Origin of the sequence: Gaetbulibacter sp. PBL-D1 (assembly GCF_050509525.1) — a bacterium.
Classification (GTDB): domain Bacteria; phylum Bacteroidota; class Bacteroidia; order Flavobacteriales; family Flavobacteriaceae; genus Gaetbulibacter_B; species Gaetbulibacter_B jejuensis.
Map to the genome: position 1 here is coordinate 81979 of NZ_JBNWKB010000014.1, position 23651 is coordinate 105629.

Annotated in this window: 23 protein-coding genes; 13 read left to right on the forward strand and 10 right to left on the reverse strand. The window is 33.9% G+C overall.

What is annotated here, in order from left to right; genetic code table 11:
* Window positions 1-7 precede the first annotated feature (7 nt).
* Together ACQ0RB_RS12360 and ACQ0RB_RS12365 are read right to left on the reverse strand one after the other, a co-directional pair.
* Window positions 8-1588, reverse strand: a complete 1581-nt coding sequence (locus ACQ0RB_RS12360; protein ID WP_430498792.1) for a T9SS type A sorting domain-containing protein — start codon at window positions 1586-1588, stop codon at window positions 8-10.
* A gap of 105 nt (window positions 1589-1693) precedes the next feature.
* Complete coding sequence (locus ACQ0RB_RS12365) at window positions 1694-3370, reverse strand: T9SS type A sorting domain-containing protein (RefSeq protein WP_262732274.1); 1677 nt, start codon at window positions 3368-3370, stop codon at window positions 1694-1696.
* Window positions 3371-3745: 375 nt separating this feature from the next.
* On the opposite strand from ACQ0RB_RS12365, the gene ACQ0RB_RS12370 reads away from it, so the two are divergent.
* The gene (locus tag ACQ0RB_RS12370; protein ID WP_129759511.1) at window positions 3746-4429 is read left to right on the forward strand and encodes a response regulator transcription factor; all 684 of its coding nucleotides are present in this window, start codon (window positions 3746-3748) and stop codon (window positions 4427-4429) included.
* Entirely contained in the window at window positions 4430-5473 is a 1044-nt protein-coding gene (locus ACQ0RB_RS12375; protein WP_131506166.1) for a sensor histidine kinase, read from the forward strand.
* Here ACQ0RB_RS12375 and ACQ0RB_RS12380 read toward each other — a convergent pair.
* Window positions 5447-6508 carry a glycosyltransferase gene (locus ACQ0RB_RS12380; RefSeq protein WP_430498795.1) on the reverse strand — a complete coding sequence of 354 codons (1062 nt, stop codon included), beginning with the start codon at window positions 6506-6508 and terminating at the stop codon, window positions 5447-5449. The genes ACQ0RB_RS12375 and ACQ0RB_RS12380 overlap by 27 nt on opposite strands.
* Window positions 6509-6568: 60 nt before the next feature.
* Here ACQ0RB_RS12380 and trmB point away from each other — a divergent pair, with 60 nt between their 5' ends.
* The 7 genes from trmB to ACQ0RB_RS12415 all read left to right on the forward strand — a co-directional run bounded on the left by trmB (window position 6569) and on the right by ACQ0RB_RS12415 (window position 11278).
* Window positions 6569-7243, forward strand: coding sequence for a tRNA (guanosine(46)-N7)-methyltransferase TrmB (gene trmB, locus ACQ0RB_RS12385; RefSeq protein WP_131506164.1), 675 nt, complete (start codon window positions 6569-6571; stop codon window positions 7241-7243).
* Window positions 7244-7245: 2 nt separating this feature from the next.
* On the forward strand, window positions 7246-7875 hold the full coding sequence (locus ACQ0RB_RS12390; protein ID WP_129759507.1) for a LysE family transporter: 630 nt from the start codon (window positions 7246-7248) through the stop codon (window positions 7873-7875).
* Complete coding sequence (locus ACQ0RB_RS12395; RefSeq protein ID WP_430498798.1) at window positions 7872-8201, forward strand: MGMT family protein; 330 nt, start codon at window positions 7872-7874, stop codon at window positions 8199-8201. The genes ACQ0RB_RS12390 and ACQ0RB_RS12395 overlap by 4 nt, the downstream gene beginning before the upstream one ends.
* Before the next feature lie 137 nt (window positions 8202-8338).
* Window positions 8339-9472: an Mrp/NBP35 family ATP-binding protein gene (locus tag ACQ0RB_RS12400; protein ID WP_129759505.1), complete on the forward strand. Its 1134-nt coding sequence runs from the start codon at window positions 8339-8341 to the stop codon at window positions 9470-9472.
* A gap of 6 nt (window positions 9473-9478) precedes the next feature.
* A complete protein-coding gene (locus ACQ0RB_RS12405; RefSeq protein WP_129759504.1) occupies window positions 9479-9721 on the forward strand; it encodes a NifU family protein in 243 nt (80 codons plus the stop codon).
* A 163-nt stretch (window positions 9722-9884) separates the two neighbouring features.
* The gene (locus ACQ0RB_RS12410; protein WP_430498800.1) at window positions 9885-10946 is read left to right on the forward strand and encodes an NAD(P)/FAD-dependent oxidoreductase; all 1062 of its coding nucleotides are present in this window, start codon (window positions 9885-9887) and stop codon (window positions 10944-10946) included.
* Window positions 10946-11278 (forward strand): 2Fe-2S iron-sulfur cluster-binding protein, encoded by a 333-nt coding sequence (locus tag ACQ0RB_RS12415; protein ID WP_131506161.1) that lies wholly within the window; start codon window positions 10946-10948, stop codon window positions 11276-11278. Before ACQ0RB_RS12410 ends, ACQ0RB_RS12415 begins: the two co-directional genes overlap by 1 nt.
* Window positions 11279-11329: 51 nt before the next feature.
* On the opposite strand, the gene ACQ0RB_RS12420 is transcribed toward ACQ0RB_RS12415, so the two are convergent.
* The 7 genes from ACQ0RB_RS12420 to ACQ0RB_RS12450 form a co-directional block, all read right to left on the reverse strand.
* Window positions 11330-11803 carry a hypothetical protein gene (locus ACQ0RB_RS12420; RefSeq protein ID WP_430498802.1) on the reverse strand — a complete coding sequence of 158 codons (474 nt, stop codon included), beginning with the start codon at window positions 11801-11803 and terminating at the stop codon, window positions 11330-11332.
* A gap of 247 nt (window positions 11804-12050) precedes the next feature.
* The gene (locus tag ACQ0RB_RS12425; protein WP_430498803.1) at window positions 12051-12947 is read right to left on the reverse strand and encodes a serine/threonine protein phosphatase; all 897 of its coding nucleotides are present in this window, start codon (window positions 12945-12947) and stop codon (window positions 12051-12053) included.
* A 51-nt stretch (window positions 12948-12998) separates the two neighbouring features.
* Window positions 12999-13721: an SGNH/GDSL hydrolase family protein gene (locus ACQ0RB_RS12430; protein WP_430498805.1), complete on the reverse strand. Its 723-nt coding sequence runs from the start codon at window positions 13719-13721 to the stop codon at window positions 12999-13001.
* Window positions 13722-13823: 102 nt separating this feature from the next.
* Window positions 13824-15002, reverse strand: coding sequence for an acyl-CoA dehydrogenase family protein (locus tag ACQ0RB_RS12435; RefSeq protein WP_262732269.1), 1179 nt, complete (start codon window positions 15000-15002; stop codon window positions 13824-13826).
* Window positions 15003-15095: 93 nt separating this feature from the next.
* A complete protein-coding gene (locus tag ACQ0RB_RS12440) occupies window positions 15096-15809 on the reverse strand; it encodes a tRNA1(Val) (adenine(37)-N6)-methyltransferase (RefSeq protein WP_430498807.1) in 714 nt (237 codons plus the stop codon).
* Complete coding sequence (rimM, locus tag ACQ0RB_RS12445; protein WP_129759497.1) at window positions 15802-16332, reverse strand: ribosome maturation factor RimM; 531 nt, start codon at window positions 16330-16332, stop codon at window positions 15802-15804. Before rimM ends, ACQ0RB_RS12440 begins: the two co-directional genes overlap by 8 nt.
* A gap of 137 nt (window positions 16333-16469) precedes the next feature.
* Window positions 16470-16985: a 30S ribosomal protein S16 gene (locus ACQ0RB_RS12450; RefSeq protein WP_129759496.1), complete on the reverse strand. Its 516-nt coding sequence runs from the start codon at window positions 16983-16985 to the stop codon at window positions 16470-16472.
* Between the two features lie 183 nt (window positions 16986-17168).
* Between ACQ0RB_RS12450 and ACQ0RB_RS12455 the strand changes: the two genes are divergently transcribed.
* The 4 genes from ACQ0RB_RS12455 to ACQ0RB_RS12470 all read left to right on the forward strand — a co-directional run bounded on the left by ACQ0RB_RS12455 (window position 17169) and on the right by ACQ0RB_RS12470 (window position 23583).
* A complete protein-coding gene (locus ACQ0RB_RS12455; RefSeq protein WP_131506157.1) occupies window positions 17169-17855 on the forward strand; it encodes a DUF6252 family protein in 687 nt (228 codons plus the stop codon).
* Window positions 17856-17991: 136 nt separating this feature from the next.
* Window positions 17992-22380, forward strand: coding sequence for a DNA polymerase III subunit alpha (dnaE, locus tag ACQ0RB_RS12460; protein ID WP_430498810.1), 4389 nt, complete (start codon window positions 17992-17994; stop codon window positions 22378-22380).
* A 263-nt stretch (window positions 22381-22643) separates the two neighbouring features.
* A complete protein-coding gene (gene trxA, locus ACQ0RB_RS12465; protein ID WP_103050957.1) occupies window positions 22644-22961 on the forward strand; it encodes a thioredoxin in 318 nt (105 codons plus the stop codon).
* Window positions 22962-23040: 79 nt separating this feature from the next.
* Complete coding sequence (locus tag ACQ0RB_RS12470) at window positions 23041-23583, forward strand: ClpP family protease (RefSeq protein ID WP_131506155.1); 543 nt, start codon at window positions 23041-23043, stop codon at window positions 23581-23583.
* Window positions 23584-23651: the final 68 nt, after the last annotated feature.

Consider the following 23651-nt stretch of genomic DNA (forward strand, 5'->3'; position numbering starts at 1 on the left):
GTAAGTTTTACTTAATTACAATCTTTTGAGTAGTTGTAGTATTACCTTGAGAAATTTTCATGATGTAAACCCCAGCATTAAGTGTTGAAACATTTAAGCGGTTGTTAGCAATAGTTTCATTAATTACTTGTTTACCTAACATATCATAAACATTAACTGAAATAGCTTCAGAATGTGCAGAAACAATATTTACAAATCCAGTTGATGTTGGGTTAGGGAAAATTGAAAATTCTCTTTGCTCTGAATCAACAATTGATAAAGTAGGGCAATCTGAAGTAGGTCTAGCGCCTAAAACAGGACAATTGTTGTAAGTAGTTAACTCTACATTTGATAAATCCCAGTTAGAGTAACCGTCAACACCATCATCATAATACTGAATACCAATAAAAACTGCAGTACCAGTTAAAGCAGATAAGTCAATTTCAACATCACCTGCATCGCTTTCAGTGATAGTTTGTAATAATGACCAAGAAGTTGTGTCAGGACATCCTGAGTAAGCAGCTGTGTAATTGATAGCTAAAGGAGTGTCTCCAAAATTTTCTTGAGCGTTAAATTTTAAAGCTAAGTCAGAAACAGATGTTAAATCTAATGGTCCAAATAATAACCAAGTGTTTACCACTTCTTCGCAGCCACCACCACAATAGCCATTCATGTTGTATGTACCACTACTTTCAGTCCAAACATCATTGTCAGAGTTAGTAGCTACAGTAAACATTTCAAATTTTTCAGCACCATTGCTTATGTCAAAACAAGATGTAATTGCTGGCTCGCAATGATCAGAAGGAATAGTTCCGCTTGAAGCAACACAATCACTACCAGTAAATTTTAAATCCCAGTTGTCTCCTTCAGATAATCCAGTAATAGTAATTGTTCCATTTTCTGTTGTTGCAGGATCATCACCACTTATGACACCTAAAGAGGTAGTTGCTACTTCAGTGATTGAAGCGTCAACTCCATTATAATTAACATTAATAGTAACAGAATCATTGTTGTCACCCAATGTTAAAGAGTTACATACAATATCTACAGAATCAATTGTAATTCCACAAGAGCTTGAAAATCCTGTCCAAGTAAAATCATCAATCATAATTCTTTCAGTAGACCCATTTGATTTGATTCTAATTAAGATATTAGAATTAGCACTTTGTATAGATGTACCAAAAGTTACCCAATCTGACGAATCATTTAAAGTAGTATTATTAATGGTAGCCACATCTGTCCAATCTGTACCACCATTAATAGAATATTCTAAAGTAAAATCTGGAGAAGGGCTACCATCCCATCTTCTAATTTTTACAGAAAAATTATCAACTCCACCAGTAGCAATGTTTGCTGTAAATTCTGAAGAGCTATTGTTTCTAAGGCGCAATGCGTAAGTTCCAAAAGCTTTTGGGAAACCATCTTGCGTACCTGTTGTTTCTCTTAATGCTTCATTACTTGAAAAAGAGAATTCTCCTTCACTGTAAGATTGTGTAGAATAACCACTGCTGTAGGTCCAATTGGCAGTATTATCAAAATTTATTGTTGTTTGTCCAAAAGTTAGGTTCCCTATAAATAAGGAGCATAATAAAAAGTAAATGTTTTTCATGAATTAAGTTTTAAAGTTCAACGAGCTCCAAAAGTAATACTAGCAACAAAAAAAGCCAACATTTAAGTTGGCTTTTAATGATTTGTTAATATAGATGTGTTTTATCTATTTAATAACTAATTTTTTGGTAACTGAAGCATCGTTTTGAGAAATATTCATAATATAAACCCCAGTGTTTAGTGTTGAAACATCTAAACGGTTGTTGCTTACTGTAGCTTTATTGATAACTTGTTTACCTAAAACATCATAAACAGAAACTGAAATCGTTTCAGAACTAGATGAAGTTATGTTTACAAACCCAGTTGAAGTTGGGTTAGGGTAAACAGAGAAAGAAGCAATTGCATTAGGGTTATTGATTGAAAGTACTTCATCAGGACTTCTTGGGTATACTTGTGGAGTTCCAAAGTATTCTCCAGCTATTACTGTAATTGTAGTAGCAGTTGAAGGAATTGTCTCTCCTGCCATGTTATCATTTGGATAATTTGTTCTAAACGCTAAAGGTCCTCCAGAAACATCTGAGATGTCATAGTTTTGACTTGAATCAAATGTAGCAGTACCATTTCCATCAGCAAATGTTACATCAGCAATTGATACTAATTCAGACTCATACATATCAAAGTTGTTGATGATGTCATTAACCGTTACAGTTTGAGGAGTTATTGAATTACCTGTAGAACTAGCAGCACCAGGATCAACTGAAGGAACAAGCTGCATAACATTAGCGAACTCTCCCAACTGACCTTGAAGACCTGTTATACCATCACCATTATTAAATACGGTTGTAATTGTACCAGAGTTGTCGTCAATTAACATACCTCCAGTTGCATCTTCAATAAAAATTTGATTTCTACTGTTACCAGTTACAAATGTTACAACTACTTCGCCAGTAATTTGATAAATATTACCAATAGTACCTGCTCTTAAACCAGCTATATCAGCAACCGTTTGTACAGATGTTACTGTGAAAGTAACTGAAGCAGTTACAGCAGGATCTAGAGGCACATGACTGTTATCAACTAAAGTAAGCTCAACAGTGTGCTCACCGTCAGCTAATCCTGTTAAGCTAATAGGATCTGTGTCATATTTCATAACATTACTACCTCCATCAACAGTATAGTGTATGTGACCATCTCCAGTACCACCATTAGCAGGTAATTGATCTACAACAAAATTTTGTACACTTAATTCAATGTCAACATCACTAGATGCAATTGTAGCTCCATTAGATGGCGAGGTTACCGCAATACTAGGTGTAGTTGCAGCTACTACTTGTAAATTGTCAATATAAAATAAAGACGATTGTGTGCCAGCAGTCCAGTTTGAAGCGATATCATAAAAACGGATACCCATATCAAAATCTTCATTAGTAGCAGGTGTATATTCAAATGAAATAGTTTGCCACTGATTTAATAGAGTTTCGTCTGAATATACAGAAGGCGAAAATCCATTACCATTAAAAATACGAGCTCTAGCTTCATTATTTGTTGCATAGACGTCTAAGCTCATAGTATATGTTACTCCTCCTACTAATGCAATAGTTTGTCTTATGTCAGTATCTCCTTGAGTTTGAGTTAAAACATTAACACTTGCAGAACTTGTTCCGTCAGAAACAAAAGTTGAATTCGTGTTTTCTGTAAGATCAGTAGTGCTAAAATCTACAGTAGTGTATCCATCAGGAACACCAGCTGTCCAGTTTTCAAAGCTACCATTAACAGCTAAATTTTGGGCAAACCCAGAAAAAGCCATTAAAGTAATAAGGAATAAAAAGTAAATTTTTTTCATAAATCTTAATTTTAATAAGTTTAAATTTTGTTTCAAATATAGTGAGATTTTGGTGTTTAAAACGTTAAAGCCACTATATTGTATGCTAATTTACAATAATATAACATTATTTTTTAACTATCTTAGGGACAGTTTTACATTTTTACTCTAAAAACCTGATTTAAGACGCTATAATAGAATAGATTTTTTATTGTGTTTTGAGAGTTTTTAGAGTAGGTTATAAAACAGTAAGGACTAAGTTATTTTAACGTTATGATTATATTATGTAATATAAATTTTTGTTATTAATTCTATCTTTACATCGTTAGTTTCTCAAAAAAAATGAAGAACTAAACAACAAAACACATGTGATAACTAAAACAATAAAAACTACACATGAAAAAAAAGGATATTAAAATACTTTTAGTTGACGACGAACCAGATATTTTGGAAATTGTTGGCTACAACCTTTCATCTGAAGGTTACCAGGTTATAACTGCCGAAAACGGTCATGAAGCTGTTAAAAAAGCAAAAAAAGAAAGGCCACAACTAATCATTTTAGACGTTATGATGCCTGAGATGGATGGTATTGAAGCTTGTGAGCAAATAAGAAAAAACCCAGATTTAAGCGAAACGATTATTACATTTTTAACTGCAAGAGGTGAAGATTATTCACAGGTAGCAGGTTTTGATGCTGGAGCAGATGACTATATTACCAAACCTATAAAACCAAAAGTTTTAGTAAGCAAAGTAAAAGCTTTACTAAGACGACTTAAAGAAGAAGACGCCTCGGAAAGTATATTAAAAATAGGTAGTTTGGTAATCAATCGCGAAGAGTATAAAATATCTTTAAAAGGCGAAGAATTGGTCTTGCCAAGAAAAGAATTTGAATTGTTATCTTTGCTAGCAACAAAACCAGGAAAAGTTTTTAAGCGCGAAGAAATCTTAGATAAAGTTTGGGGAAATGAAGTTGTAGTAGGAGGGAGAACCATTGATGTGCATATTAGAAAACTTCGCGAAAAAATAGGAGATAAAAGCTTTAAAACCGTTAAAGGAGTTGGTTATAAGTTTGTAGACTAGATGCAGAAAAAATTAAAAAAAACGTACAGGTTCGCTATTAGAACCTCAATGTACATCACAATTTTTTTAACGCTCTTCATGAGTGTTTTTTTATATACAACAAAGTCTTTTGACTGGTTGTTGATACTCTCCTTTGCACTAATTTGTTATAGCTTTTGCTTTATTGTGATTCAATATAGGGTCGAGCGTTTTATTTACCGTCGTGTAAAAAAAATATACGACGACCTCACTTTGTTAGAGTCTACATCATTGCGTAAACAGCCTATTACTACAGATATGGCAACGCTTACTAAAGAAATAGATAAATATGCAAAAGATAAAAAACTAGAAATTGAAACTCTAAAAGTAAGAGAAGAATACCGAAAAGAGTTTTTAGGAAATGTATCACACGAGCTAAAAACACCATTATTTACTGTTCAAGGTTATTTGTTAACCTTAATTGATGGTGCTCAAAATGACCCGAAAATTAGAGAAAAGTACCTTAATCGAGCCAATAAAGGCGTGGAACGTCTAATCTATATTGTAAGAGATTTAGATATGATTACTAAACTTGAGGTTGGTGATTTGAGTCTAAATGTTGAAAGGTTTGATATTGTTGAGTTGGTAGAAAGTGTTTTTGACCTTTTAGAAATGAAAGCTACCAAGAAAAAAATTACACTTACGTTTGATATGGATTATAATGAACCTGTTTTTGTTAATGCCGATAAAGAGCGTATACAACAGGTGCTTACAAACCTTATCGTAAATTCCATAAAATACGGAAGAGAAAAGGGAACTACCGAAGTTAGTATAGAAAATCTTATAAAAAATAAGGTTATTGTAAGAGTGACCGATAATGGTGAGGGTATTGCTAAACCTAATGTTCCAAGACTTTTTGAACGCTTTTTTAGAGTAGATAAAAGTGGTTCTAGAAAAGAAGGCGGTTCAGGCTTAGGCTTATCAATAGTGAAACATATTATTGAAGCTCACGATGAAAAAATATATGTAGAAAGCGAATTTGGTGTAGGTAGTGAGTTTTCATTTACCCTTGAAAAGGCTGAATAGTTTTTTGTAATTCAATTCGTAATCCAATTCAGCTAAACCTTTATAGTCGTCAATTTTTTCAAGCATTTCCATAGTAAAAGTATCTTGCGTTGCTGTAGGAACTAACTTTTGTTCATCTAGTTTTTTAGCTAGATATTCTTGCTCAAATTGCCCAGGAGTAGGAATAAAAAACGCCTTTTTATTCAGTTTTGCTAAATCCATTATAGTAGTATAGCCAGAACGCGAAATCACAAAATCACTTTGGTTTAATGCAAGTTCAAGTTGTTCGCTAGTCATATAATTGTAAATAGTCATACTGCCTTTGTGAACTGTAGTTTGTTGGTCTTCAACCAGTCCTTTTACAAACAATACGTTGCCATTATAATTCTCAAGTAGAGTGAGTAGCTTTTCTTCTAAGAGTGTGCGTTGAGGTTCAGGTCCAGATAGTAGTGCCATGATATCATATTCTTTTTCAACCTCCAGTTTTTTAAATCTGCTAATAGGACCAATATATTTTAAAGGGATTTCTAAGAAATTAACATGACCTAGTTTGCCACTTAAGTTTGGTTCATTAACATTATCAGGAACCCAACATTCGTTGAATTTTTTAATAAATTTTTGATGAATTTTTGTGCTAATCCAAGTTGTATTTCCACTTAAAACCTGTAATTGATGTGTAATAAATACAGAAGGCACTGTTTTAGAACAAACCCCTAGTCTATTATCAGAAATGATTCCGTCAATATCATAAGTTTCAATAATTTGCTTTGTGGCTTGTTTTTCTCTTTTGATGGCTTTCACCACTTTAGGCGAATTACTAATAATTTTCAACTTAAACCATTTTCCTTTTTTCGCGTAGGTAATTCCGTAAGAAGGCAATTCAACAGCAATTAAATCTGGAAACTCTTTTTTTAAAAGTTCAAGTGCAATACCATCACTCGCAATAACAGGTATGTAGTTATTTTTTAATAAGGCATTAATGATTGGAATACACCTTGTGGCATGACCTAAACCCCAATTTAGAGGCGCAACTAATATTCGTTTTTTCAAAATCATAAAAAAAGCAAATGTAAACCTAATATGTTTCCTTAATTTTGCCTAAATATTAAATTAACTGTGGGAAGTAAAAATAAGCTAAAAAGATTTAAGGAAAACGAGACCTTTTCAAACGTAATTCAGCCAACAAGAGATGAATTAGTCAATCAAGATTTCAAATGGAAAGGGAATTGGAACAGTCATTTTTTTAAGAATGATAACCCTTTGGTTTTAGAGTTAGGTTGTGGTAAAGGTGAATATTCGGTTGGATTAGCTAAACTATATCCAAACAAAAACTTTATTGGAATTGATATTAAAGGAGCTCGCTTTTGGAGAGGTGCTAAAACTGCTATTGAAGACAATATGACTAATGTTGGGTTTTTAAGAACTCAAATAGAATTAATTGATTTTGCTTTCGCAGAAAACGAGGTTGATGAAATTTGGATAACCTTTCCTGATCCTCAAATTAAATACAAGCGTACCAAACATCGTATGACTAATACTGAGTTTTTACAACGCTATAAAAAGGTATTAAAACCAGATGGTGTAGTTAATTTAAAAACCGATAGCGAGTTTATGCATGGTTACACGCTTGGGTTATTACATGGTGAAGGACATGAAGTGTTGTATGCTAACCATAATGTGTATAAACAAGAAGGCAGTCCTGAAGAAGTTACTGGTATTCAAACATTTTATGAAAGCCAATATCTAGAGCAAAACAAACCAATTACGTATATTAGATTTAAAATCAAGTAATTTTGAATATAACAGTTGTATTTTTCTTGGGACTGATTTTTGCGCTTGTTGGTGTAATTCCTCCAGGATTATTAAATATGACTGCAGCAAAAATTAGCTTAAAGGAAGGACACTCTAGAGGTATTATTTTTTCAGTTGGAGCTTGTGTTGTAGTTTTTTTACAAACCTATATAGCTGCAATGTTTGCACGTTATCTAAGCAATCATCAAGATGTGGTTGATATCTTACAACGTGTTGCCTTTGTTATTTTTGTGCTAATCTCCATTTACTTTTTACTCATTGCTAAAACCAATTCTAAACCAGATGTAGAAGAAAACAGCAAGAGCAAACACAGTCGTTTTTTTCAAGGTATGTTCATGTCTGCATTAAATGTGTTCCCAATACCTTATCAAGCTTATATGACAGTAACTTTGGCGTCTTTTGATTTGTTAACTTTTGAAAGAACAAGTATTATTTCGTACGTGTCTGGAGCAGCTATGGGAACCTTTGTGATGCTGTATGTGTACATTTTCTTTTTTGATAAAATCAAGAATAAGAAGTTTACGTCTCAAAAAAATATGAACTACATAATAGGGTCAATTACTGGTTTAATTGCTGGAGTAACATTGATTAATATTTTAATGGAAGCATGAAGCCAGAAACCTTAAGTTTTTTTGATAAAGTTTATGAGGTAGCCAAATTAATACCCTACGGAAGAGTTACAAGTTATGGTGCAATTGCAAAGTATTTAGGAGCTCCTCGAAGTTCAAGAATGGTTGGTTATGCCATGAACGGTTCTTCAAGAAAAGATGTGCCTGCACACAGAGTGGTAAATAGGAATGGTTTGCTTACTGGTAAACACCATTTTGAGGGTACAAATTTAATGCAGCAACTATTGGAAAGTGAAGGTGTAAAAGTTAAAGATAATCAAGTACAAGATTTTAAAAAACTGTTTTGGGATCCTGCTGAATTACTCTAGTTGTTTTACCATTTTTATGAAAACAGTTTACCATAGAAATCAATAATGGTACTATAATAAAACTTCAAGCTTCGTGCTTCTGTCTTCCATCTTTATTAATTATATTTGCATTTTAGAACTAATCTAAATTATTGATTTTGAAGCTTAATAAACAAGATATATTAAAAGCCTTAGAAACCATTACAGTTCCTGGTGAAGGACAAAATATGGTTGAGAGTGGAGCAGTTACCAATGTTGTTACTTTTGGTGACGAAGTAGTTGTTGATGTTACCATTAAAAACCCAAGTTTACAGGCAAAAAAGAAGACCGAAGTTGAAATAATGAAAGCTATTCATAATGAAGTCTACGAAAAAGCCAAAGTAAAAGTAAATGTTAAGGTAAATGCACCAGCTGCGCCAAAAAACGAAATAAAGGGAAAACCAATTCCTGGTATTCAAAATATAGTTGCTGTTGCTTCTGGAAAAGGAGGCGTAGGAAAATCTACAGTAACAGCAAACCTAGGAGCTACTTTAGCAAAAATGGGCTTTAAGGTTGGTATTTTAGATGCTGATATTTATGGACCTTCAATTCCTATTATGTACGATGTGGAGTTTGAAAGACCTATTTCGGTTAATGTAGGAGGAAAGTCTAAAATGAAACCAGTAGAAAGCTATGGTGTTAAAATTTTATCTATAGGCTTTTTTACAAAACCAGACCAAGCTGTAATTTGGCGAGGACCAATGGCAGCTAAGGCATTAAACCAAATGATTTTTGATGCAGATTGGGGAGAATTAGATTTCTTATTAATCGATTTACCTCCAGGAACAGGAGACATTCACCTAAGTATTATGCAATCGCTTCCTATAACAGGAGCAGTAGTGGTAAGTACGCCTCAGCAAGTAGCTTTAGCCGATGCTAAAAAAGGAGTAGCTATGTTTCAGCAAGAGTCTATCAATGTACCAGTACTTGGTATAATTGAGAATATGGCTTATTTTACTCCAGAGGAATTACCAGATAATAAATACTTTATCTTTGGAAAGGAAGGTGCTAAAAACCTTTCAGAAGATTTAGAAGTACCTTTCTTAGGCGAAATTCCTTTAATACAAAGTATAAGAGAGGCAGGAGATGTTGGTCGTCCTGCAGCGCTTCAAACAGCAACACCATTAGAAGCTGCTTTTGAAAAGTTAACTCAAAATGTTGTGCAAGAAGTAGTGAGACGTAACGATGCCTTACCACCAACCGAAGCAATTAAAATAACAACAATGGCTGGTTGTTCAGCAGTAAAGAAATAACAGAAGATGAGTTCAGAAGAATTAAAACGTAATATTGAAAAAGCGCTAGACGAAATTCGTCCTTTCTTACAAAGTGATGGAGGCGATATTTCATTACTTTCAATAGAAGATGATAAGTTAGTGAAAGTTCAGTTGCAAGGTGCTTGTGTTGGCTGTAGCGTTAATCAAATGACCTTAAAGTCTGGTGTGGAAATGACTATTAAAAAGTACGCACCTCAAATAGAAAAGGTTATTAATATTGAAGCTTAATATCTATTAAGCTGAAGGCTCATCAAGGTTTTTCAAAATGCTAGAACAAGCCTGTTTTTTAATGACATTTATCATAAATCTTTATAAAAACAGTATGTAATTTTGATGTAGTACATTAAACAATTTCTAAATTAAAGAGATACCCACTTTTGTGGGCTTTATTATGATTAAAACAGATATACTTATTATTGGTGCAGGACCAACAGGGTTGTTTACTGTTTTTGAAGCAGGATTATTAAAATTAAAATGCCATTTAATTGATGCCTTACCACAACCTGGTGGACAATGCTCTGAAATTTATCCTAAAAAACCAATCTACGATATACCAGCTTATCCTGAAATTTTAGCAGGAGATCTTACAGAAAAACTCTTAGAACAAGGTAAACAGTTTGAACCTGGTTTTACTTTAGGAGAACGTGCTGATACTATAGAAAAGCTAGAAGATGGAACCTTTATAGTTACGACTAATAAAGGTGCAAAACATCACGCTCCTGTAGTTGCTATTGCTGGTGGATTGGGAAGTTTTGAACCAAGAAAACCAAAAATCCATAACATTCATTTGTTTGAAGATAAAGGTGTAGAGTATATGATAAAGGATCCTGAAGTCTACAGAAACAAAAAAGTTGTTATTGCTGGAGGAGGAGATTCTGCATTAGATTGGAGTATATTTTTAGCTAATGTTGCTAAAGAAGTAACACTTATCCATAGAAGAAATGAGTTTAGAGGTGCTTTAGATTCAGTTGAAAAAGTACAAGAGCTTAAAAATAAAGGTAAAATAAATTTAATTACTCCTGCTGAAGTAGTTGGTATTCTTGGAGAAGATCACGTTTCTGGTGTGGTTGTTGAGCAAGCACAACATATCAAAAAAGAATTTGAAATTGAGTGTGATCATTTTGTGCCTTTGTTTGGATTATCTCCCAAACTTGGACCAATTGCAAATTGGGGATTAGAGATTGAAAAAAATGCTATCAAAGTTAATAATGCTTTAGACTACCAAACTAACGTTCCTGGTATTTTTGCTATTGGAGATGTAAATACTTATCCAGGAAAATTAAAATTGATATTGTGTGGTTTTCACGAGGCAACGTTAATGTGTCAAGCAGCTTATAAAATTATAAATCCTAATAAAAAATATGTTTTAAAATATACTACTGTTAGTGGTATTGATGGTTTTGACGGAACACGTAAAGAAGCACCTAAAGCTGTAGTAAAAGCAATTGAATAATGGAACAGGACATTAAAATAACAATAATTGATCGTGATGGTGAAGCTCACGAAATTGATGCTCCAACTGATATGGCTATGAACCTTATGGAAGTAGTTCGTAGTTATGAATTAGCTCCTGAAGGAACCATAGGAGTTTGTGGCGGAATGGCTATGTGTGCATCATGCCAATGCTATGTGTTATCTGATCATGAACTTCCTGAAATGCAAGACGACGAAGAAGCTATGCTTAGCGAAGCGTTTGATGTACAAGAAAACAGCAGACTGGGTTGTCAAATTGCTATTACTCCAGAATTAGAAGGTCTAAAAGTTGAATTAGCTCCTGAGAGTTAGTCAAAATTCCTATGAAAATAGGAATCTTTTTTAATCTAATTGAAAGAAAGATTAATTATCAAAAACTAATTCAAGTTTAATTTGTGTTTTATCTAAGTTTTTAAATTCCATTAATAGAAATCCTGTTGAATCATTAAAAATAAATTTAGAAGAAGTGCTTCCAGCTTCGCTTCTGGTTTCGGCATTAATTTGAATGCAATTTAGGTTACCATAAATTACATTTTCTTCCTTTATGTATTCGTGAACTAAATTTAAGTTTTTATAATTCTCATAGGATGCTTCAAGTTTCCATGTCCATTTTTTAGTTTTTTCAAATTTGAGATAAGGAAATGCCGAAAGTTGTAAAATTCCAGCGTCGTGAGTTCGAGGAGGATGAAGCCAAATGTTTTTATTATTTTCAACTAATCCTGTTTTTTCAGAAAATAAAATAGAGTATTCACTGTCTAAATATTCATATTGAATAACAGTTTGATTGTAGTTAGGGTTAAAATTTGAAAAAGGTTTTGTGCCTCCAATAATATTCAACCTAATATATTTTATAATAGAATTTATTTTTTCATTTTCCTTGTAAACTGAAAATGTATATAAGTATGAATTATTAACCTTGTAGGTGGAGTTGTCAATGTCATATTTGTTCTCCGGATTTTTGTTATTTAGAGAACCTTGTTCAAAGAATATTTGATTTTTACTTGATTGACAATTAGTAATCAAACAAAAAAAACATACGATTAAAAGCAAATTATAGCTTGAGTTACGTTTAATCATTTGTGTCCTATTCCGTTTTATAATCTGCTAATTTTTGAGGACCTTCCAATAACACTCTTACAATTTTTAAAGTGCCATCATCTGTAGTGGCTATTTGCCATTTGATGAGTGAGATTTCTCCGTTTTCAATTTCAATACCTGTAATGCTTCTTGGGTGTACACAACTGCCATCATTAAAAAAAGCAATGTCTCCAGGTTCAGGAAAACGAGGTCTATGAGTATGACCAACAACAGTAATTAAATTGTTGTTTTCTATAATCCATTTTTTGGTTCTACGTTCAACTTTTATAAGTTCTTTGTAGTTTTTTGCAGGACTTGTAGGGTCTGCAATTCCCATTACGTTTAGTGGTTTCCATAAAATACGAACCATAAAACGGCTCCATCTCCAAAACAAATAGTTCCACCAATCGGCTTGATGACCATGGGTTAAAAATAGTTTTTGTCCAGTTTGGGAATGTTCTAAAACAATGCCTTCATGATATTCTATGTTACAGAATAACTCAACATCTTCACCTATTTTAGGGTCAAAATAAGTGGAAAGGTGTTTTTCTACATATTTTGGATCTCTGTAAACCATGTCGTGATTTCCCCAAATCATATGCAAACGCTCTTGTTCATGAAATAACTTCATAAGCAAATACACATTTTTATGAGCGTTTAAAATAGAATTAAAAGAGAGGTTTTCCCAGAGTTCATCACCATCACCAAGTTCACAATAGCTAAAACCTTCAGCATAATAATGTTTTAAGGCATGAAAGTAAATGTTTCGGTTGTTTGCAAAATCATCAGCAAAACTATTATCGCCTCTGTGGCAATCACTAAAAAGGATAAACTTGGACGTATCGTCAAAATAAACTTTTTTGGCGTTTTTGTAAGCTCTATCTAAGCGTTTCTTTGAAGACATTTACTAACATTTTCAACTAAAATAAGCAGAAATAAAATATTGAAACTAAAATCAGTCAATTTTTTCAATAGCAAAAGGAAGTATACGTTCTACAAATTTAGCATACGCTAGTTCTGAAGGATGCAAACCATCAGAAGCTACTAATTCAGGTTGTTCTAAACCATTTCTTGTAATATCTGTTATGTATACAAATGTAATGTCTTGTGATTGACAGTAGCTTTCAGCAAAATCATTATACATATCAATTTCTTGAGAAATTGTGTCAGGATTTCCCGTGTTTTGACCAAAAGGTGTGTAGGCATAATCAGGAATCGAAACCACTATTACTTTGTCCTTATTGCCATCAGCGGCAGTTATAGCAGTTTGAACCAATTCAGGAAATTCAGTTTCATAAACTGAAAATGGAATGTTTTGATATTGATTATTTACACCAATTAATAAGGTTACTAGGTCGAAGTTAGAAGAAATCCCTTGGTTATCAATTGCGTTTTTAAGATTAGCAGTTGTCCATCCAGTTTGCGCTATAACGTTAAGGTCAATTGTGTAAAAGGTATCAGCACTAAGCTTGTTTTTAAGTTGCTCAGGAAATTTGCAGGTAGCACAAACACTCTGTCCAATAGTGTAACTGTCTCCTAATGACAATAGGCTTCTAATTTCATCAACAGGAGTATTTTCGTTATTAGTATTATTCTGACTTGCAATAAAATCATCATTTGCACCACAGGAATACAGCGTGAGGGAAACTGTAAAAATAAGGTATTGTATCTTTTTCATATCTAATCAATATACGTAAAATAGAATACAATGGTTTTAATAGTAAAAAGCTTCTCTAAATAATAAAGAAGCTTTTTTATGTTTATTAGAAGTTAGTTGTTTTTACTTAAATGCATTTAATCCTGTAACATCTAATCCTGTAATTAATAAATGGATGTCATGAGTTCCTTCGTAAGTTATTACACTTTCAAGGTTCATAGAGTGACGCATGATGCTGTATTCTCCAGTAATTCCCATTCCTCCTAGCATTTGTCTTGCTTCTCTAGCAATATTGATAGCCATATCCACATTGTTACGTTTTGCCATAGAAATTTGAGCAGAAGTAGCTTTACCTTCATTTCTTAGTACTCCTAAACGCCATGTTAATAATTGTGCTTTAGTGATTTCAGTAATCATTTCAGCTAATTTTTTTTGCTGTAATTGAAATTGGCCAATAGGTTTACCAAATTGTTTACGTTCTTTGCTGTAACGTAAAGCTGTATCATAACAGTCCATAGCAGCACCAATTGCTCCCCAAGCAATACCATATCTTGCAGAATCTAAGCAGCCAAGTGGAGCTCCCAATCCTGATTTGTTAGGTAGCAAGTTTTCTTTAGGTACTTTTACATTGTCAAAAATAAGCTCTCCAGTAGCTGATGCTCTCAATGACCATTTATTGTGTGTCTCAGGAGTTGAAAATCCTTCCATACCACGTTCAACAATTAAACCATGGATTCGTCCTTCTTCATTTTTAGCCCAAACTACTGCCACTTGTGCAAAAGGCGCATTGCTTATCCACATTTTAGCACCATTTAAAAGGTAGTGGTCTCCCATATCTTTAAAATTAGTAACCATTCCTCCTGGGTTACTACCATGGTCAGGTTCGGTTAAACCAAAACAACCCATCCATTCGCCACTTGCAAGCTTTGGTAAGTATTTTTTACGTTGTTCTTCGTTTCCGTATTTCCAAATAGGATACATTACTAAAGACGATTGTACTGATGCAGTACTACGAACACCAGAGTCACCTCTTTCAATTTCTTGCATAATTAAACCATAAGAAATTTGGTCTAATCCTGCACCTCCATATTCTTCAGGAATGTATGGTCCAAAAGCACCAATTTCAGCTAATCCACCAATAATTTGGTTGGGAAATTCTGCTTTTTGAGCATAGTCTTCAATAATTGGAGATACATCGCGCTTTACCCAATCACGAGCAGCATCTCTTACTAATTTATGTTCGTCGGTTAAAAGCTCGTCTAAGTTGTAATAATCTGGAGCTTGGAATAAATCTGGCTTCATTTGTATGTTTTAGTTGTTCAGTAGTCGAGATTTAGTTTTTAATCTAGACTCGAAACAAAAATAACGAAAACGTTTTCAGTGCACAATTATAAATTACATTTTCAAGTAAAAATCTTTGGTTAAATCAATGTACTCTTTTGTATAATTATGTCTTTCGGTTTCAATGATTAGATTTGAATGTTTAACTATTTCTTCTATGAATGAAAACTCAATTAAACTTCGCTTTATAGGAGTATTTTCGGCTCCTTTTACATGCAATATTCTATTTGGAAATAAAGAAAAATCAGATGCTAATTGTATGAAGTTTTGCTCTTCTTTGTAAGGAATTATCACTGAAAATAAACCATTTTCAGATAGTAGTTTTGAGGCACATCCCAATAAATGCTGAAAAGGCATTGCATCTTGAAATCTTGCTAAATCGCGCTCTGGGATATTTGTTTTGGAATCTTCTGAGTAAAAAGGAGGGTTGGAGATAATTAAATCATATTGGTCGTCAATTTCATTAGTAAACTCATCTAATGAAGCATGGTAACAGAACAATCGGTCTCCCCAAGGTGATTGCTCAAAATTTTCTACGCATTGTTCATAAGCATCACTATCAATCTCCAAGGCATCAATTAATTCGGCATTGGAGCGTTGAGCGATCATTAAAGAGAGCACACCTGTGCCTGCACCAATATCTAAAACAGAAAATGGGTTATGATCAAGGCTTGCCCAAGCACCTAGTAAAACACTGTCAGTGCCTATTTTCATGGCGCAACGGTCTTGATTTACTGTGAATTGCTTAAACTGAAAAGGCTTATTCATTTAAATATAAGTCTATAAGCCCTTCAGGAGTTTCAACAAAAATGGTTTTATTCGCTTTGTCTACTTTAGAAATAAACTCATCATTCATAGGAATTAAAATTTCTGTGCCTTCTCTGTCAATTTCAAAAAGCGCTTGTGCTGTAGAGTCGTTTACTGATGTTATAGTACCAACAAAACCAAAATTGGCATCTTCAACCTTGAAACCAACAATTTCATGAAAATAAAACTTGTTGCCTTCTAGTTTTGGTAGGAATTCTAGAGGAAGGTAAACACCGCTTTTTATAAGACTGTCGGCATCTTCTTCAGTGTCGACGTCTTCAAATTTTACACGCAACAAATCAGATTTATGTAATTGTGAGGTTTCAATAAAAAAAGGAACAAGGTTATTGCGTAAATCAATAAACAGCGCGTCTAAATTTTCATACAGCTCAGGTTCGTCAGTATCTAATTTGATAAGAAGTTCTCCTTTGAAGCTATATTTTTTAACAATTTTACCTAGATAAAAACAGTCTTTTTTTTGCATGTTGTCTGTTCGAGCGCAGTCGAGAACTATAAAAAAAGTGTCAGTTTAATTACATCTCGACTGCGCTCGATGTGACACTTAAGAATAAAAAAACCCAGACGATTTGTCTGGGTTCAAAGGTATAAAATAAAAATTTTTTACTCTTCTTCGTTGTTAGCAGTAGCTTCTACTTCAGCATCAGCCTCTTCAGCAGCTTCTTCAACAACAGGTGCAGCCGCAGCAATTCTTGCTTCGTTCACTGCTTTTTCAGCTTCAAGAGCTTTAGCTTTAGCGTCAGCATCAGCTTTTGCTAAACCATCAGCCTTAGCTTGTACTTTAGAAGCTTTTTCTTCTAACCAAGCATTGAATTTAGCTTCTGCTTGCTCTTCAGTTAAAGCACCTTTTCTAACACCACCTGCAAGGTGATTTTTTAATAAAGCACCTTTATAAGATAAAATTGCTTTAGCGGTATCAGTTGGTTGTGCACCATTCTGTAACCAAGTTACTGCTCCATCAACATCTAATTCAATAGTTGCTGGATTAGTGTTTGGGTTGTAAGATCCTATTTTTTCTAGGTATCTACCATCTCTTTTTGATCTAGCATCAGCTGCTACGATCCAGTAATAAGGTTTTCCTTTTTTACCGTGTCTCTGTAATCTAATTTTTACTGGCATATAAATTAATTAGTGAGGTTCTCGACCTCGATTATTAATAAGTGCGCAAAGATACTACATTTTTTTTATTTACAACATTTTATTATAAATTAAGCTAATTTGAAATTTTATTATACTTTTGGAAATCATTAAACGTTATTTTAATTGCGCAAACAATCATTAAAATAAGAAACCTATTATAAAATGAAGAGATTAGCCTTAATTCTATTTACTTTTCTGTCAGTACTAAGTTGTGGCGACGAAATCGAGTTTAATTCACCTGCAGTACAAGGAAATAAAGATGGTGAATTATGGAGAGCAGTATATTATTCGGCTGATATTGATTTTGGAGGATTTATAATAGAAGGAGGTAATAATTTTGAAACTATACAGCTTATCACAACAAATGATACTGCTGGCACATACAATTTAGGTGATGGAAGTGGTAATGAGGCTACTTTTACTAATTCTCAAGGAGTGGTTTATTCTACAAACAACGAACCTGATCCTAGTGTTTCGATTTATCCTAATGAAGGGCAAATAATAGTGGAGCACGTAGATAATGATGCTGATCCTAAAACTATTTCAGGAAAGTTTTGGTTTTATGCTTTTACAGCTGATGGAATGAATACTGTTAATTTTAACGAAGGTCATTTTTATAAAGTGCCATTAGTTGGAGGTTTAGTAACAGTTGGTTCAGGGTGTTTGCAAGCAACAGAAGCTACGGCTAATGCGGCTCAAACTTATATAGCTACAGATACTACTGCTCCAGAATATACTGATGTTTGTAATGCTTATAAAGATGCTTTAACAGCTCAAATTGATGCTTGTGGAGATACCACAGGAGCTTTGCAAGCTCTTATAGATTCGTTAGGTGATTGTACACCTTAATTAATCAATAAAATAATACAAAAAACGCAACCTATCAGGTTGCGTTTTTTGTTTACAACTGTTTATAACTTTCGGTCAAAAAACTAATAATTATTCTTAATTTTAACCTTCTTATTTTTCAAGATAAAACCATTTTATGTACTTAATTTTTGATACCGAAACAACCGGATTACCAAAGCGTTGGGATGCGCCTATTAGCGATACCGATAACTGGCCAAGAGCTATTCAAATTGCTTGGCAGTTGCATGATGCGCTTGGTAATTGTATTGAGCATCAAGATTATTTAATAAAGCCTGAAGGATTTAATATTCCTTATGATGCCGAGAAAATTCACGGTATTTCTACCGAATTAGCAGAGGAACAAGGTGTCTCTTTATCTGAAGTTCTTGAGAAATTTAATGAAGCATTAAATAAAACCACGTTTATAGTTGGTCAAAATGTTGGCTTTGATGTCAACATTATGGGCTCTGAATTTTACAGAGGCGATGTTGCAAATAAATTGCAAGAATTACCAGTGCTTGATACTTGTACCGAGCATACAGCGCAACTTTGCCAAATTCCTGGTGGTCGTGGTGGTAAATTTAAGTTGCCAACCTTAACCGAGTTGCACGAATTTCTATTCAACAAACCTTTTGCTGAAGCACATAATGCAACAGCAGATGTTGAAGCAACAACACGTTGCTTTTTTGAATTAATTCGTCGTGAAGAATACACGGTTGAGCAACTAGACGTTCAGCCAGATTATTTTCAGAAATTTTCTGAAGCTAATCCGCAGGAAATTCAACTTATCGGATTAAAGCACATTAACCTAAAGCGTGAAAGTGCTAAAATTCGTGAGCGTCTTCAAAAACAACAAACAAGTACCATTTCAACCGAGGAAATAAAACAAAATATTTCCGATTTAGCAGAAGTTGATTTTGTACACCTTCATAATCACTCGCAATTCTCAATATTGCAGTCTACAATGAGTATTCCTGATTTAGTTTCGGCTGCTGCAACGCACAATATGCCTGCGGTTGCACTAACAGATCATGGGAATATGATGGGTGCCTTTCATTTTATAAATGCGGTAAACAATCAAAATAAAAATATTGAGGCTGCTATAAAAGCTGCCGAAGAAAAAGGAGAAACAACAGATAAAAAACTTATTAAACCCATTGTAGGTTGTGAGTTTTTTGTTTGTGAAGATCATACTGATAAGTCCAGAAAAGACAATGGTTACCAGATTGTACTTTTGGCAAAAAATAAAAATGGGTATCATAATTTAGCAAAACTGTCTTCGCATGCCTTTGTAGATGGGTTTTATTATGTGCCTCGTATTGACAAAAAACTTATTGAACAATACAAAGAAGACATCATTGTTTTAACAGGAAACTTGTATGGAGAAGTTCCAAGCAAGGTATTAAACATTGGTGAAAACCAAGCTGAAGAAGCCTTGATTTGGTGGAAAGAACAGTTTGGAGACGATTTGTATGTTGAGATTATGCGTCATAATCAAGAAGACGAAAATCGTGTAAATGATACATTGGTGAAGTTAGCAAGAAAGCATGATGTTAAGCTGGTTGCAACTAACAATACCTATTATCAAAATCAAGAAGATGCCAACGCACATGATATTTTATTGTGTGTAAAGGATGGAGAAAAACAAGCCACACCAATAGGTCGTGGACGTGGTTATCGCTACGGTTTACCCAATCAAGAATATTACTTTAAGTCTTCTAATGAAATGAAGGCGCTCTTCAAGGATTTACCTGATGCAATTTCTAATACGCAAGATATTCTTGATAAAATTGAAGCTTTTCAGTTAGCTCGTGATGTACTGTTACCAGCGTTTGATATTCCTGATGAATTTAAGCATGAAGAAGATTTAGTTGATGGTGGAAAACGTGGGGAAAATGCCTATTTACGACATCTGGTTTACGAAGGTGCTAAAAAGCGTTATGGCGACCCACTTTCTGAAGAAGTTACAGAGCGTCTCGACTTTGAGTTAAGCGTTATTGAAAACACAGGTTATCCTGGATATTTCTTGATTGTAGAAGATTTCATTCGCGAAGCCAGAAATATGGATGTATCGGTTGGTCCAGGACGTGGTTCGGCTGCTGGATCGGTAGCTGCGTACTGTTTGTGGATTACCAACATAGATCCAATGAAGTACGACTTACTTTTTGAGCGTTTCTTAAATCCTGATCGTATTAGTATGCCTGATATTGATATTGATTTTGATGACGAAGGCCGAAGTCGTGTTATGGATTACGTAATTAAAAAATATGGTGCTAATCAAGTGGCGCAAATTATTACGTACGGAACCATGGCTGCCAAATCTTCTATTCGTGATACAGCTCGTGTATTAGATTTGCCTTTATTTGATGCTGATAGAATTGCCAAATTAATCCCAAACATGTCTAAACTAAATAAGATATTTGGTTTAGATGAAAAAGCGCTAGCAGGTAAGTTTAGATCGGAAGAATTAGAGAAGGTTAATCAGCTTTTAAATATTTCTGAAGGCTCCGATTTGGAGGCAGAAACCGTAAACACTGCGCGTGCGCTTGAAGGTTCTGTAAGAAATACAGGAATTCATGCTTGTGGTGTGATTATTACACCAGATGATATTACCAAATTCGTTCCGGTGTCTGTAGCAAAAGATTCCGATTTGTATGTTACCCAGTTTGATAACTCGGTTGTAGAATCGGCAGGACTTCTTAAAATGGATTTCTTGGGATTAAAAACCTTAACCCTAATTAAGGATACTGTTAAGATTGTAAAAGCAAAACATGGTATTGAGCTAGATCCTGAAAGTTTTCCGTTAGATGATGAAGAAACCTATGCGTTATTCCAACGTGGTGAAACGGTTGGTGTGTTTCAGTACGAATCTCCTGGGATGCAAAAACACCTTCGCGATTTAAAACCAACGGTGTTTGAAGATTTAATTGCGATGAACGCCTTGTATCGTCCAGGTCCAATGGAATATATCCCAAGTTTCGTTCGTAGAAAGCATGGTGATGAAGAGATTGAATACGATTTACCTGCCATGGAAGAATACCTTAAGGAAACCTATGGTATTACCGTTTATCAAGAGCAGGTAATGTTGTTATCGCAAAAACTTGCAGATTTTACCAAAGGTGAAGCCGATATGCTTCGTAAAGCCATGGGTAAAAAGCAAATTGCGGTACTAGATAAAATGAAACCGAAATTTATTGAACAAGCTAGTGCAAATGGTCATGATGCCAAAGTACTTGAGAAAGTCTGGAAAGACTGGGAAGCCTTTGCAAGTTATGCCTTCAATAAATCGCACTCAACATGTTATGCGTGGATTGCTTATCAAACAGCTTATTTAAAAGCGCATTATCCTGCCGAATATATGGCTGCGGTACTTTCAAATAACATGAACGATATTAAATCGGTTACCTTTTTTATGGAAGAATGTAAGCGAATGAAATTGAATGTACTTGGACCAGATATTAACGAAAGTTATTATAAGTTTTCGGTAAACCAAGACAACGCTGTACGTTTTGGTATGGGAGCCATAAAAGGTGTTGGTCATGGAGCTGTAATGACTATTGTTGAAAACCGAAAAAAAGATGGTCATTATAAATCTATTTTTGATTTTGCTAAACGTATAGATTTGCGTGCTGCCAATAAAAAAGCTTTTGAAAACCTAGCGCTTGCTGGTGGTTTTGATTGTTTTAAATCAACGCATCGTGCGCAATATTTTCATGATGAAGGAGATGGTATTACCTTTTTAGAAAAAGCCATAAAATATGGTGCAAAGCATCAAGAAAATGAAAATTCTGCACAAGTGAGTTTGTTTGGAGAAGCAAGTGATGTGCAAATTGCTGAACCACAAGTGCCACCTTGTGAAGAATGGGGAACCATGGAAAAATTGGCAAGAGAGAAAGAAGTTGTTGGTATTTATATTTCAGGGCATCCTTTAGACGACTTTAAAGTTGAAATGAAAACGTTTTGTAATGCTAATTTATCATTGCTTAGAGATTTAGAACCTTATATAAACAGGGAGCTATCTTTTGGAGGTGTGGTGACAGATGTTCAACATCGTGTGAGCAAGCAAGGAAAAGGTTGGGCAGCTTTTACGGTTGAAGATTATGACGATAGTTTTGAGTTTAGAATATTTGGTGAAGAATATTTAAAGTTTAGGCATTTCTTGGTCAAGAATTCATTTGTGTTTGTAAAGATATTTATTCGCGAAGGTTGGGTCAATAAGACTACAGGTATTAAAGGCGAACCTAGAATACAGTTTAATAATTTTCAGTTACTGCATGATGTTATGGATGCTTATGCTAAAAAACTGTCTATTCAGTTGCATATAAATGACTTGCAGGAACAACGTATAGCTATTTTAAAAGACTTATTTCACACGCATCCTGGAGATCAAATGCTTAATTTTGTGGTGTATGATAATGATGAGCAGATAAAATTAACGATGCCAAGTCGAAAACAGAAAATAAAAATATCGCAAGATTTATTAGATAAACTAGAAAGCAATGATGTATTCTATAAATTGAATTGATAGTGATAGTAGTATTTACGCAAAGGATTGAACGGTGTGTTTGAGCTCCTCAAAGAGAGCGAGTGGTTAATATTTATATTCGCGAATTCCGAAGAAATAGAAATACATGAATAAAGCATGGTTTATGCGCCTAAGAAAAAGTAGCTAATAACCTGAAACAATGCGTATATAAACAAAACAAATTGTTATGCTGTAAGTTTTGGCAAAATTTTTGACTAATATTGCATATAAAATTGAAGTAAAACACATTTAAATAAAAGATTATGGCATTAGAAATAACAGATGCAACGTTTGAAGAAACTGTATTAAAAAGTGATAAACCAGTAATGGTAGATTTTTGGGCTGCTTGGTGTGGACCATGTAGAATGGTTGGACCAATCATTGATGAAATTAGCAATGAGTATGAAGGTAAAGCTGTTGTAGGTAAAGTAGATGTTGATGCTAACCAAGAGTTTGCTGCAAAATATGGAGTTCGTAATATACCAACTGTTTTAGTATTTCAAAATGGAGAAGTAGTAGGACGTCAAGTAGGTGTAGCTCAAAAAAGCGCATATACTGAAGCGATTGATTCGCTTTTATAAGATACTTTCTAAAAGAAAAGATAAAAGGTTTGCTTTAACGGCAAACCTTTTTTTATTTTAGATGAAAATTAATATACACATGAGCAAAGTAATAAAAACCCAAGATTTAATAGATAATAAATTATTAGAAGACCGTAAAGTGTTTCTTTGGGGTCAAGTTGATGATAAGTCGGCAAAACATGTTATTGATAGATTAATGTATTTGGATGCATTAGAAACTAAAGACATTCAATTATACATAAATAGTCCAGGAGGTTATGTGACTTCTGGTTTTTCGATATACGATTGTATAAAATCTTTAAATAGCGATGTGTCTACTATTTGTACAGGTTTAGCAGCGTCTATGGGTTCTATATTGTTATCTGTAGGAACAAAAGGGAAGCGTTTTATTCAACCACATGCAAGAGTAATGATTCATCAACCTAGTGGTGGAGCTAGAGGTCAAGCTAGTGATATTGAAATTACAGCTCAAGAAATTTTGAAGACAAAAGAGCTTAGTGCTCAAATTTTGGCTGATAACTGCGGGCAGGATTTTGATAAGGTAATGAAAGACTTTAATAGAGATCATTGGATGGGAGCAGAAGAGTCTGTTGCTTATGGAATTGTAGATGGAATAATTTAGTAGTTGATGGATCTTCAACAGGAACTTAATAAAACAGGAGGATTTAAAAATCTAGAGCTACTCGCAAA